At 70.8% G+C, this 12,307-nt stretch carries 12 protein-coding genes and 1 pseudogene; 8 read left to right on the top strand and 5 right to left on the bottom strand.

The genetic code is table 11. The features are described 5' to 3' along the window. Nucleotides 1–11: 11 nt before the first annotated feature. Nucleotides 12–542, bottom strand: coding sequence for a DUF305 domain-containing protein (locus tag ADL03_RS24585; RefSeq protein ID WP_063798695.1), 531 nt, complete (start codon nucleotides 540–542; stop codon nucleotides 12–14). A gap of 134 nt (nucleotides 543–676) precedes the next feature. On the opposite strand from ADL03_RS24585, the gene ctaD reads away from it, so the two are divergent. The 8 genes from ctaD to ADL03_RS24545 all read left to right on the top strand — a co-directional run bounded on the left by ctaD (nucleotide 677) and on the right by ADL03_RS24545 (nucleotide 7,735). Next, nucleotides 677–2,464 carry a cytochrome c oxidase subunit I gene (gene ctaD, locus ADL03_RS24580; protein ID WP_053735899.1) on the top strand — a complete coding sequence of 596 codons (1,788 nt, stop codon included), beginning with the start codon at nucleotides 677–679 and terminating at the stop codon, nucleotides 2,462–2,464. Between the two features lie 72 nt (nucleotides 2,465–2,536). After that, nucleotides 2,537–3,769, top strand: coding sequence for a phosphoserine phosphatase SerB (serB, locus tag ADL03_RS24575; protein ID WP_053736046.1), 1,233 nt, complete (start codon nucleotides 2,537–2,539; stop codon nucleotides 3,767–3,769). After that, the gene (locus ADL03_RS24570) at nucleotides 3,766–4,467 is read left to right on the top strand and encodes a peptidyl-tRNA hydrolase (protein ID WP_053735898.1); all 702 of its coding nucleotides are present in this window, start codon (nucleotides 3,766–3,768) and stop codon (nucleotides 4,465–4,467) included. Before serB ends, ADL03_RS24570 begins: the two co-directional genes overlap by 4 nt. Nucleotides 4,468–4,497: 30 nt before the next feature. Then, entirely contained in the window at nucleotides 4,498–5,880 is a 1,383-nt protein-coding gene (locus tag ADL03_RS24565; protein WP_053735897.1) for a phosphatidylserine/phosphatidylglycerophosphate/cardiolipin synthase family protein, read from the top strand. A 23-nt stretch (nucleotides 5,881–5,903) separates the two neighbouring features. Further along, a complete protein-coding gene (locus ADL03_RS24560; protein ID WP_053736045.1) occupies nucleotides 5,904–6,476 on the top strand; it encodes a hypothetical protein in 573 nt (190 codons plus the stop codon). 9 nt (nucleotides 6,477–6,485) lie between these two features. After that, the gene (locus ADL03_RS24555) at nucleotides 6,486–6,791 is read left to right on the top strand and encodes a PadR family transcriptional regulator (RefSeq protein WP_053735896.1); all 306 of its coding nucleotides are present in this window, start codon (nucleotides 6,486–6,488) and stop codon (nucleotides 6,789–6,791) included. Next, on the top strand, nucleotides 6,788–7,087 hold the full coding sequence (locus tag ADL03_RS24550) for a hypothetical protein (RefSeq protein ID WP_053735895.1): 300 nt from the start codon (nucleotides 6,788–6,790) through the stop codon (nucleotides 7,085–7,087). The genes ADL03_RS24555 and ADL03_RS24550 overlap by 4 nt, the downstream gene beginning before the upstream one ends. Nucleotides 7,088–7,135: 48 nt before the next feature. Further along, nucleotides 7,136–7,735 carry a hypothetical protein gene (locus ADL03_RS24545; RefSeq protein ID WP_053735894.1) on the top strand — a complete coding sequence of 200 codons (600 nt, stop codon included), beginning with the start codon at nucleotides 7,136–7,138 and terminating at the stop codon, nucleotides 7,733–7,735. Between the two features lie 197 nt (nucleotides 7,736–7,932). Here ADL03_RS24545 and ADL03_RS24540 read toward each other — a convergent pair whose 3' ends face one another. The 4 genes and pseudogenes from ADL03_RS24540 to ADL03_RS24525 form a co-directional block, all read right to left on the bottom strand. Continuing rightward, a complete protein-coding gene (locus ADL03_RS24540) occupies nucleotides 7,933–9,942 on the bottom strand; it encodes an ATP-dependent DNA helicase (protein WP_053736044.1) in 2,010 nt (669 codons plus the stop codon). Nucleotides 9,943–10,122: 180 nt separating this feature from the next. Beyond that, nucleotides 10,123–10,926 (bottom strand): annotated as a pseudogene (locus ADL03_RS24535) (TIGR04222 domain-containing membrane protein); the annotation flags it as partial. A gap of 46 nt (nucleotides 10,927–10,972) precedes the next feature. Continuing rightward, entirely contained in the window at nucleotides 10,973–11,641 is a 669-nt protein-coding gene (locus tag ADL03_RS24530) for a nucleotidyltransferase domain-containing protein (protein ID WP_157529170.1), read from the bottom strand. A 10-nt stretch (nucleotides 11,642–11,651) separates the two neighbouring features. Then, complete coding sequence (locus ADL03_RS24525; protein ID WP_053735891.1) at nucleotides 11,652–12,227, bottom strand: biotin transporter BioY; 576 nt, start codon at nucleotides 12,225–12,227, stop codon at nucleotides 11,652–11,654. Between the last annotated feature and the right edge of the window lie 80 nt (nucleotides 12,228–12,307).

Genomic DNA, 12,307 nt, shown 5'->3' with positions numbered 1-12,307 from the left:
CGAGGGTCACATCATCCCTGCGGGAGGAGCGACTCCATTTCCGCGATCTCCTTCTCCTGCGCCGCGATGACGTCCTGCGCGAGCTTGCGCGCTTCCGGGTCCGTGCCGGCGTCGAGGTGCTCGCGCGCCATGTCCACGGCACCGCGGTGGTGCTGGATCATCAGCGACAGCCACTGCCGGTCGAACTCGGTTCCGTGCAGGTCAGCGAGGTTGCCCAGGTCGACCATGCCGTGGTTGTCCGCGTGTCCGTGCGCGCCGTGCGACGAGGCCTGCACCGGCGCACCCCACGAGCGGAGCCAGCCGTTCATCCGGTCGACCTCCGGCTGCTGCGCCTTCGCGATGCGCTGGGCCAAGTCGACGACGTGCGTGCTGTCGGTGCGCGAGGTGACCAGCTCGGTCATCTCCAGCGCCTGCTCGTGGTGCGGGACCATGCCCTGGGCGAAGGCGACGTCGGCCGAGTTGTGGGTGGCGGGCGAGCCGCACGCGGCCAAAGGGGACATACCCAGCAGAAGGGTCGCGGCGACGGCGAGCGATCGGAGCACGGGGCCACCTTACGTGTGACGTGCGCTACGCCGCTGGCTACGGGCCATGGCCCACCCGAGTGATGCTGATCGGCTCCGTCTAATATCCGATGAGTTTCCCGAACGAACTGGTCCCACCAAGGCCTGGAGGCACCGTGACGGCCGTAGCCCCGCAGCCGATCGCAACGCGTCCTTTTCCGACGCGCACTGCGGTCAAGGGGTCCTTCCTGCTGCGGATGTTCCGCACCACGGACCACAAGCAAATCGGCATCATGTACCTGGTCACCTCGTTCGCCTTCTTCATGGTCGGCGGCGCGATGGCCATGTTGATCCGAACCGAGCTTGCCCGGCCTGGCATGCAGTTCCTGAGCCAGGAGCAGTACAACCAGCTCTTCACGATGCACGGCACCGTGATGCTGCTGCTGTACGCGACCCCGATCGTCTTCGGCTTCGCGAACTTCGTGCTCCCGCTGCAGATCGGGTCGCCCGACGTGGCGTTCCCCCGGTTGAACGCGTTCTCGTACTGGCTGTACCTCTTCGGCGGCCTGATCGTGATGGCGGGCTTCATCACCCCCGGTGGCGCGGCTGACTTCGGCTGGTTCGCGTACACGCCGCTGAGCAACGCCATCCACTCGCCCGGCGTCGGCGCCGACCTGTGGATCGCCGGCCTGGCGGTCGGTGGTCTCGGCACCATCCTCGGCGCGGTGAACATGATCACCACCGTGGTCTGCCTGCGCGCGCCCGGCATGACGATGTTCCGGATGCCGATCTTCACCTGGAACATCCTGGTGACGTCGGTGCTGGTGCTGCTCGCGTTCCCGATCCTCACCGCGGCGCTGCTCGGCCTGCTCGCCGACCGCCACCTCGGTGCCCACGTGTTCGACCCCGCCAACGGCGGCGTGATCCTGTGGCAGCACCTCTTCTGGTTCTTCGGCCACCCCGAGGTCTACATCGTCGCGCTGCCGTTCTTCGGCATCGTGTCGGAGATCTTCCCGGTGTTCAGCCGCAAGCCGATCTTCGGCTACAACGGCCTGGTCTACGCGACCCTCGGCATCGCGGCACTGTCCGTCGCCGTGTGGGCGCACCACATGTACGCGACCGGCGCCGTGCTGCTGCCGTTCTTCGCCTTCATGACGTTCCTCATCGCTGTCCCGACCGGTGTGAAGTTCTTCAACTGGATCGGCACGATGTGGAAGGGCCAGCTGACGTTCGAGACGCCGATGCTGTTCTCGATCGGCTTCATCGTCACGTTCCTCTTCGGTGGCCTCTCCGGCATCCTGCTGGCCGCGCCCGCGATCGACTTCCACGTGTCGGACACGTACTTCGTCGTCGCGCACTTCCACTACGTGCTCTACGGCACGATCGTGTTCGCGACCTTCGCCGGCATCTACTTCTGGTTCCCGAAGATCACCGGCCGCTTCATGGACGAGCCGCTGGGCAAGCTGCACTTCTGGACCACGTTCATCGGCTTCCACGCGACGTTCCTCGTCCAGCACTGGCTGGGCAACGAGGGCATGCCGCGCCGGTACGCCGACTACCTGGCGTCCGACGGCTTCACCACGCTCAACATGGTCTCCACGATCGGTGCCTACATCCTGGGCGCGTCGACGCTGCCGTTCATCTGGAACGTCTTCAAGTCCTACCGCTACGGCGAGGTCGTGACGGTCGACGACCCGTGGGGCTACGGCAACTCGCTCGAATGGGCGACGTCGTCCCCGCCGCCGCGGCACAACTTCACCGAGCTGCCCCGGATCCGTTCGGAGCGCCCGGCGTTCGAGCTGCACTACCCGCACATGGTGGAGCGCATCCGCAACGAGGGTCACGTGACCTTCACCGGCAAGGCGGTCAAGCACGAGGACGCGCCGCCCGCCCTGTCGGAGATGGCGGCCTCCGCGCTGAAGTCGGGGACGGCCTCCGAGAAGGACGACTCCGACCACAAGTAACCTGCACGTCACAGGTTCAACGACGAGCCCCGGCTGCCGCGCGCAGCCGGGGCTCGTCGCGTACTACGCGTGATGCGAGGAGACGACGACGTGAAAACGCCCGTGCTGATCACCGTGACCGGTCCCGACAAGCCCGGTGTCTCCTCGGTGCTGTTCGCCGTGCTGACCAGGCACGGCGTCGAGGTGCTCGACGTCGAGCAGGTCGTGATCAGGGGCCGGCTGGTGCTGGGCGCGCTGGTGTCGACCGAGCAGGACCCGGAGGGTCTGCAGGAGGCCGTCGAGCAGGCCATGGCGACCGTCTCCATGCAGGTGGAGATCGAGATCGGCGCCGACTCGAAGCGGACCGCGCGGCTGGAGTCCTCGCACGTGCTGATCGTGCTGGGCCGTCCGGTGACCGCGAAGGCGTTCACCGAGGTCGCACGCAGGCTGGCCGCGCTGGGCGTGAACATCGACGCGATCCGCGGCGTCGCGGACTACCCGGTGACCGGCCTGGAGCTGCGCGTCTCGGTCGCCGACGACACGCTGGAGAACGACGCCGAGCTGCGGTCGGCGCTCGCGGACGTGTCCGTGCGGGTCGGCCTCGACGTCGCGGTCGAACGGGCCGGGCTCACGCGCCGGGCGAAGCGGCTGGTCGTGTTCGACGTCGACTCCACGCTGATCCAGGGCGAGGTGATCGAGATGCTGGCCGCGCACGTCGGGTGCGAGGAACAGGTGCGCGAGATCACCGAGGCCGCGATGCGCGGGGAGCTCGACTTCGCCGAGTCGCTGCGGCGGCGGGTGGCGTTGCTGGAGGGCCTCGACGCGGCGGTGCTGGACGAGGTCGGCGCGTCGCTGGAGCTCACGGCCGGTGCGCGCACGACGATCCGCACGCTCAAGCGCCTCGGCTTCTACTGCGGCGTGGTGTCCGGCGGGTTCACGCAGGTCATCACGGGCCTCGCCGACGAGCTGGAGCTGGACTTCTGCGCGGCGAACACGCTGGAGATCGTCGACGGCAAGCTCACCGGCCAGGTAGTGGGCGAGATCGTCGACCGGCCGGGCAAGGCGGTGGCGCTGCGCCGGTTCGCCGAGGAGGCGGGCGTGTCGCTGGCGCAGTGCGTGGCGGTCGGTGACGGCGCCAACGACATCGACATGCTCGGCGCGGCCGGGCTGGGGATCGCGTTCAACGCGAAGCCGGCGTTGCGCGAGGTGGCGGACACCGCGCTGTCGCACCCGTTCCTGGACGCCGTGCTGTTCATCCTCGGTGTCACGCGCGCCGAGGTGGAGGCCGCGGACGCCGCGGACGGCCTGGAGCTGACCCGGCTGTGACGATCCTCGACCTGATCGCCTCCCGGAACTACGCCGAGGAGTCGGAAGTCCGCGCGATGCCGATGGTCATGCGCATCGAACGCGTCGACCCGCCGGGCCGCACCGCGTTGCTGGAGGCCGCGGCCGCTTCGGCGGTCGCGGTGTGCCTCGACCCGCGTGCCGACGAGGGCGGGGAGTGGCACGAGGCCGTGCGGGCGTGGGTGGCCGGGCGGATCCGCAAGGTGTCGCGGCGGGCCCGCGGCGTGCAGTGGGAGGCCGTGCAGGAGCTGCCGGGCGTGACGGTCACCGTGGACGGGGCGTCGGTGCGCTCGTTGCTGCCGGTGCTGGTGACCGAGACTCCGCGCGAGGTCGCCAAGTTGCAGATCTCCGGGTCGGACCTGCCGCTCGACACGCCGGGCGCCGTGCCTGAGGGGGCCCACGTGCTGTTGGTGAACCCTCGCGTGGAGATGTCCGCGGGCAAGCTCGCCGCCCAGGTGGGCCACGCGTCGATGCTGCTCGCACCGCATCTGTCGGCCGACGAGCTGAAGGCGTGGGCGGCCATGGACTACCGCTGTGCCGTGCGCACGCCGTCGGTGGCCGAGTGGGACGCGTTGATCCACCGCGGCGATGTGGTGGCGGTGCGGGACGCGGGCTTCACCGAGGTCGAGCCGGGCACGACCACCGTCCTCGCACCGCTGGGCCGGCCAACCCAGGATTAGAACCTCGTAATTCGGGTAAATCCACGTCTCGTGGGTCTACGAGACGTGCTGGACGCGAGGCTGGGCGACGGCCTGGAGAACCTGCTGTGCTCGCACCACGCACGCAGGCTCCGCCGACTGGGCTGGGGCGACGTGCTGGACGGTGACGGTTCCGGGTGGTTCACCCCGCGCCGGCCGGTCCAGCACGGCAACAAGATCCAGATCCTGGTCGACGGCGCCGAGGCGTTCCCATCGATCGCGGAGGCGATCGAGAACGCCCAGAAGTACGTGCACATCGCCAACTGGCACGCCTCGCCCGACTTCCGGCTGACCCGCGAGCCGGGCGCGCCGCAGCTGCGCGAGCTCCTGTCGGCCGCGGCGGAACGCGTCCCCGTGCGTGTGCTGCTGTGGGCGGGGCCGCCGATCCCGTTCTTCGAGCCGACCCGCAAACGCGCGGCGGCGGCACGGCGCGCGTTCCTGGAGTGCGGGGCGGTCCGCTGCGAGCTGGACGCCCGCGAACGCACCCTGCACTGCCACCACGAGAAGATCGTCATCGTCGACGACGTCGCGTACGTCGGCGGCCTCGACATGACCGCCGTGGAGGGCGACCGGCACGACTCGCCGAGACACCCGCCGCGCGACCTCGGGTGGCACGACCACATCGCCAAGCTGTCCGGCCCGGTCGTGGCCGAGGTGGCCGCGCACTTCGCGGCGCGGTGGCTGGAGATCGCGGGGGAGACGCTGCCCGCACCCGAGGTGCCACCGGAGGCGGGGTCGTCGTCGGTGCAGCTCGTGCGGACGGTCCCCGAACGCACCTACGACTTCTCGCCGCACGGCGACTTCACGCTCCTCGACTCGTACCTGCGGGCGTTCCGCGCGGCCAAGTCGCTGATCTACATCGAGAACCAGTTCCTCTGGTCACCGGAGATCACCGAGGTCCTGCTGGAGAAGCTCAAGCGCCCGCCGTCGGACGAGTTCCGGATGGTGCTGGTGCTGCCGCAGAAACCGAGCAACGGCGCCGACACCACCCGCGGGCAGCTGGGCCGGCTGCTCGACGCCGACCCCGGCGGCGGCCGCCTGGTGGCGGCCACGCTCGTCGCGCACGGCGACGCCCCGGTGTACGTGCACGCCAAGCTGTCCATTGTGGACGACGAGTGGCTGTCGGTCGGTTCCGCGAACCTGAACGAGCACTCGCTGTTCAACGACACCGAGGTCAACGTCGTCACCGACGACCCCGAGGTCGCCAGGTCGACCCGCCTGCGGTTGTGGGCGGAGCACCTCGACGCGGACGTCTCCGGACCCGCGCACGAGGTCGTGGACCAGGTGTGGCGCCCGGCGCTGGACCGCCCGTCGCGGGTGATGCCGCTGCCGGGGGTGTCGCGGCGGGCCGGAAGGCTGCAAGGACCGTTACGCGGTTTGCTGGTCGACGGCTGATCTCTGGGTCTAGCGTGGCCTGCGTGGCCAACGAGGTGACGATCCCGCTGCTGCCGTGTGCCTCCATCAACGAGGTGGCCGAGTTCTACGTGATGCTCGGGTTCACGATCACGCACCGGCAGCACCGCCCGACGCCTTACCTCTCGGTGCGGCGCGAGGAGATCCAGCTCCACTTCTTCGGCATCCGCGGGTTCGACCCCTCCACGTCCTACAGCTCGTGCCTGGTGCAGGTGGAGGACACGCGCGAGCTGTTCGACGCGTTCGCCGATGGCATGCGGGCCGTGTACGGGAAGGTGCTGTCGTCCGGCATCCCGCGGATGACGCGGCCACGGCGTGACGGGTTCCTCCTGGTCGATCCCGGCGGCAACTGGATCCGCGTGGTGCCGGCGGTGCAAGAGCCGGAGCCGGTGCGCAACGGGCTCGCGCGGGCGTTGCACAGCGCGGTGACGCTGGCGGGCTCGCACGGGGCGGAGCGGCGGGCGTTGCGGATCCTCGAAGGGGCGCTGGCGCGGGAACGTGACGCGTCGGAGGACGACCTGGCGCTGGCGCTGGAGTTCCGCGAGGAACTGCTTGAACGTCTTAATCTACATAGGTAGTATTGGTTCGTGGAGCCACTGCAGCGCATCGGCAAGGCCACCGTGGACGTGCTGGAGGTGCTGCTGGGCGCCACCGAACCCCGCTGGGGCCTGGAGATCATCAAGCTGACCGGGCGGCCGTCCGGGAGCGTGTACCCGTTGCTGGACCGGTTGGAGCGGGCCAGCTGGGTCACGTCGTCGTGGGAGGACGACGACACGCGCAAGGGACCGCGCCGGCGGATGTACGTGCTGACGCCCGATGGTGCCGCGGAAGCGCGCCGGGTGGTTGCCGCGCGGGCTCCGCAGCCGCGGTTCGTGCCGAGGACAGCGCAATGAAGGCCGCGTTGTTGTTGGTGCGCGTTGCGGCCGCCGTTGTGGGCGATGAGCGCTATCGCGAGCAATGGGAAGCGGATGTCATCGGTGCGCGCGAACTCGGCATGTCGCCAGTCCGGGTGGCGTTGGGGGCTCTGGTCGCTGTTGTCGTCATGCCGTCGAAAGGAGCTGTCGTGGCCGGGATCGGACCGTTGGGGATGGCGTTGCAGCACGCGCGGACGCCGCGTGGGCGGGTGTTGGCGATCGCGGTGGTGTCGGCGTTGTTCGTGCTGGGTGGGCTGGTCATGCTGTTCGCATGAGCAAATAGCTCCGTGTCGTTTTCGCGGGACCGGGCTTAGCGTCGGGCGGTGGCGAACGAACAGACGATTCCGCTCCTGCCCTGCCATTCCATCGACGAGATCGTGCCGTTCTACGAGATGCTCGGCTTCGAGGTCACGTACCGGCAGACACGGCCGAACCCGCATGTCGCGTTGCGGCGTGAAGACATCAACCTGCACTTCTTCGGCATGGACGGCTACGACCCGGCGCAGTCGTACAGCACGTGCCTGGTCGTCGTGCCCGACATCAACGAGTTGTTCGAGGCGTTCGCGGCGGGAATGCGGGCCGTGCACGGGAAAATCCTCGTCTCCGGCATCCCGCGGATGACCCGGCCCCGGCTGCGCAACGACCGGTACACCGGGTTCGTCGTCATCGACCCCGGCGGCAACTGGATCCGGATCACCAAGCCGGGCAAGGAACCCGAGGCGCGGACCAAGCTCGCCCTGGCCATGGAGAACGCCGCACGGCAGGCCGACGCGCGCGGTGACGAACGCCAGGCGTTGAAGATCCTCGAAGGCGCGCTGAAGCGGGCCGACGCGGCCGACCCGGAGCGGGCGGCGGCCGAGCAGTTCCGCGCCGAACTGCTCGAACGGATCAGTGGGCGGGCACCTGGCGAGCCCCCGGCCTGACGAGCGCAGGGCCGGCGAGCCCAGGGCTCCGACGAGCCCACGCCAGGCAAGGCCACCGCTGGCCGAGCCCGCGCCAGACAGGCCAACGCCTGACGAGCCAACGCTGGGTGAGCCGAGGTCAGGTGAGGCCAGGTCGGGCGGGCGCGGGCCAGCCGAGCTCAGGCCTCGCCGAGTTCCGGCCTGGCGAGCCCTGGGCTCTAACGGGTGTGGGCCGCGTCCAGGCGTTTGAGCGCGGCCCTGACGACGTCCGGGTCGTAGGTCGTCCAGAACGGCGGCAGCGACGCGCGCAGGAAACCGCCGTAGCGGGCGGTGGCCAGGCGCGGGTCGAGGATCGCGACCACGCCCTTGTCCGACATCGACCGCAGCAGCCGGCCGGCGCCCTGGGCGAGCAGCAGGGCGGCGTGGGTCGCCGCGACCGTCAGGAAGCCGTTGCCCCCACGGGAGTTGACGGCTTTCTGGCGTGCGGAGGCCAGCGGGTCGTCCGGGCGCGGGAACGGGATGCGGTCCATGATCACGAGCTGCAGCGACGGGCCCGGCACGTCGACGCCCTGCCACAGCGACAGCGTGCCGAACAGGCAGGTGCGCTCGTCCTCGGCGAACTTCTTCACCAGCAGGCCGGTCGCGTCGTCGCCCTGGCAGAGGATCGGGTAGTCGATCTTGTCGCGCAGCGCCTCGGTGGCCGCCTTCGCCGCCCGCGTGGAGGAGAACAGGCCCAGCGCGCGGCCGCCCGCCGCGTTCACCAGTTCCTCGATCTCGTCCAGGTACTCCTTCGGCAGGCCGTCACGGCCCGGCTGCGGCAGGTGCCGTGCCACGTAGAGGATGCCGCTCGACCGGTGCTCGAACGGGGAGCCGACGTCGAGGCCGCTCCACTTCGGACCGTCGACGTCCTTGATCTCCTTGTCGCTGGCCGCGCCCTCGATCTTGCGCACCTGCTCCGACGGCGGCAGCCCCCACTGCCGCGCCATCGCGTCGAACGCGCCGCCCAGCGTGAGCGTGGCCGACGTGAGAACGGTGGTGCGCTTGGCGAACAGGCGCTCGCGCAGCAGGCCGCCGACGCCGAGCGGGGCGACCCGCAGGGCCGGTGTCTTCTGGTTGAAGTCGCCCGACACCCACACGACGTCGCGTTCCTCGCCGAACGCGTCGAGGATGCGCACCGCGCAGTCGTGCACCTCTTCGAGCAACGACATCGCGAGCTTGCGGTCGGTCGCGCCCTCGACGTCCTCCTTGCGCTCCGGGCCGAGCGACGACATGCACATGTGCGCCGCGTCCCTGGTCGCCGCCAGCGCACCGGCGAGCGCCCGCGGCAGCTCGTCGAGGCGGCCGGCGGGCATGTCCTCCAGGATCATCGCGAGCCCGTCGCTCGCCTCGGCCAGCCGGTCGGCGACGTCCTGGTCGATCAGCCGGCCGCACCGGCGCGCCGCGATCGTGATCGACGCACCGGTGAGCTCCTCCGTGGCCACCGACGTGACCCGGTCGACCAGGTCGTGCGCCTCGTCGATCACCACCACGTCGTGCTCGGGCAGCACCTGGTAGCCCTCCAGCGCGTCGATGGCGAGCATCGCGTGGTTCGTGACCACCACGTCCGCCTTGCCCGCCTGGGCACGCGCCCGTTCGGCGAAGCAGTCCGACCCGATCGGGCACTTCGACACGCCCAGGCACTCACGCGCCGTGACCGACACCTGCCGCCACGCGTGCTCGCTCACACCCGGCACCAGCTCGTCGCGGTCGCCCGTCTCGGTGTCCGACGACCACTCGTGCAGCCGCTTCACCTCACGCCCGAGCTTCGACACGGCGAACGGGTCGAACAGCGCGTCCTCCGGCTCCTCCGGCGCGCCGTTGTGCACCCGGTGCATGCACAGGTAGTTCCGCCGCCCCTTGAGGATGGCGAACGTGGGCTCGCGGCCCAGGTCCTTCTTCAGCGCCTTCGCGAGCCGCGGCAGGTCCCGGTCGACCAGCTGCCGCTGCAACGCGATCGTGGCCGTCGAGACCACCACGGTCTCGCTCTCGGCCACCGCGTGCCGGATGCTCGGGACCAGGTAGGCCAGCGACTTGCCGGTGCCGGTGCCCGCCTGCACGGCCAGGTGCTCGCCGGTGCGGATGGAACGGTCGACGGCCTCGGCCATCTCCACCTGGCCAGGGCGCTCGGCACCACCGACGGCGTGGACGGCGGTCTCGAGCAGGCTCAGGGTGGGGGGAACTTCAGGCACGAGGAAGACCGTACCCGTCGGGTCTGACACTCCCGCCGGATGTCGTCACCTCCGCCCGCCCGGCCACTCCGCCACGAGCACGGCTGGCACCGCGACCGTCACCCCGGCCTGGGCCCACTGCGGTCTGGCGCCGCGACCCGTCACCCGACCTGGGCGGCGCGCCCCGACACCAGGACAGCCCTAGTCGCCGCCACCACCGCATCCACCGCCACAGCCGCTGCCACCGTCCCCGCTGCCACAGCTGCTCGACGAGCACCCGCTCCCGCACCCACTGCTGCTGTCCGACGACCTGCTGGGCGTCCCCACCACGGCCGGGGTCAGCCCGAACAACGCCGCCTGCACGCTCAGCCCACCCAGCGCGACCGCGCGCATCCGGTAGTGCGGGGTGGCGCGTTCGGGGCCGCGCGCGGACGAGATCTGGTGCTCGGCCCGGTTCACCATGAGGTGGGCCGCGCGGGTCCGCAGGCGGCCGGGGTCGCGGGCGCCGAGCACCGCCGCCACGGCGATCACCACCACGGCCACCGGGAACCACGTCCAGCGGGGCACGTCCAGCGGGATGGGGGCCACCACCTCCGGTGCGATGAACGAGAGGACGCCGACCGCCAGCAGCAGGAAGCCCAGGATGAACAGCCACGGGTACAGGCGCGGGCGCAGGGAGCGCTGCGCGCGCAGCAGGCCCCGGCTCACCAGGTGCGCGCGCAGGCTGGCGGCCTCCGGGCTCTCGGCCACCGCGGCGAGCAGGTCGGGCAGGTAGCGGCCGGAGTGGCGCAGCTCGGCGAGGACGCGGGCCTCCAGCGGGGTGGTGGCGCCGGAGCGGGAGACGGTGGCGGCGAAGCCCTCGCGGGACAGGCGGAGGTGGCCGGCGTCGGCCAGGCGGGCGACGGCGACCTCGGCGGCGCGGCGGGGGCCGCCGGCGAGGCAGGCGAGTTCCTCGGGGGTGGTCTGCACTGGGGTCTCTCCGCGGGCTGCAGGGGCGTCACGGAGTTCTCGGCGGGCCGCGGCGCGGTGTTACGCCGATCACCGAACGAGGTCAGGCGGTCACGTCGGCGAGGACGCGGTCGCCGAGGTCGAGCGCCGCCACCACGTGGTCCCGGGTCAACGGCACCGTCCCGTCCCGGCGGGCCGAGACCAGGTCCAGGAGCAACGGGCCCAGGTCGGGCCAGTGGGCGGCGGCCAGCGTGCCGGCGCGGGACTTGCTGACGATCTCGCCGGTGCGGATGGTGTGCCACAGGCGGGCCGGGCCGAGGCCGACCCACAGCACGGCTTCGCGGAACACCGGAATCCGCTGGTCGGTGGTCCGCACTGCCGCGCGACCACGGTCGAGCTGGGGCTTCCAGTAGGACAGGAGGTTCGAACGGCAGTACGCGGTGACCTCGGCAGCGGTGACCGGGCATTCGGGCCGTGTGCCGCGCACGGTCTGACCGACGGTGCGCAGCTGCTGCCACAGCACGGGCGTGACCTCACCGGCCAGCGGCGTCACCGACGAGACGGGACGGGAGAGGTCACCGGCCAGCACGACCGAGACGTCCACGCCCTCCACGACGGGCAGCTCGCCAGGGGCGGACAGCTCCACGACGACGTCCAGGTCCGAGTCGAACACGACGTCGTCCAGGACGTGCGAGCCATAAAGGTGCGCGCCTGCCACAAGACCGGGCAGGCGCGCATCCAGCAGCGAGAGGTACTCCCCGGGTGAGATCACCCGGTCCAAGCTACCGACGGCGCACGAGCGCCCACGCGCCCGGCAGCACACCGGCGGCCAGCGCGATCTTCAGCAGGTCGCCGAGCAGGAACGGCAGCACGCCCACGGCGAGCGCCTTCCCGAGACCCATGCCGGTCGCGGCCATCAGCCACGGCACACCGACCGCGTAGATCGCGAGGTTGCCCAGCGCCATCGTGCCGATGGTGCGCAACGGGGTCCGGTCGCCGCCGCGCGCGGCGAGAGCGCCGACCAGGGCGCCCGCGAACACGAAACCGACGACGTAGCCCAGCGACACCGGGGCACCGGACGAGCCGCCCTGGAACCACGGCACCCCCGCCACACCGGCGATCAGGTACAGCACCATCGACGTCGCGCCGCGCTGCCAGCCCAGTGCGGCACCGACCAGCAGGGCCGCGAACGTCTGGCCGGTCAGCGGAACCGGGCTGCCCGGGATCGGCAGCGACACCTGCGCGGCGAGACCGGTGAGGGCGGCACCGGCCAGCACGAGGGTGAGGTCGCGGGCGAGTGCGCCCGGCACGAAGTCGGCGAGCACGGTGCGACGGGGCGCGAGTGCGAGAGCGGCCACGAGCGTTCCCTCCCAGGCGGAATTGACGAGAGGGCCTGAGGTTAACCAGCAGAACTCGAGAACGTCTTTGTCCGGTGTCC

Origin of the sequence: Nocardia sp. NRRL S-836, from assembly GCF_001279525.1 — a bacterium.
Taxonomy (GTDB): Bacteria; Actinomycetota; Actinomycetes; order Mycobacteriales; family Pseudonocardiaceae; genus Lentzea.
The sequence above is the reverse complement of the archived record's forward strand: the minus strand, read 5'-3'. Positions and strand labels throughout refer to the sequence as shown.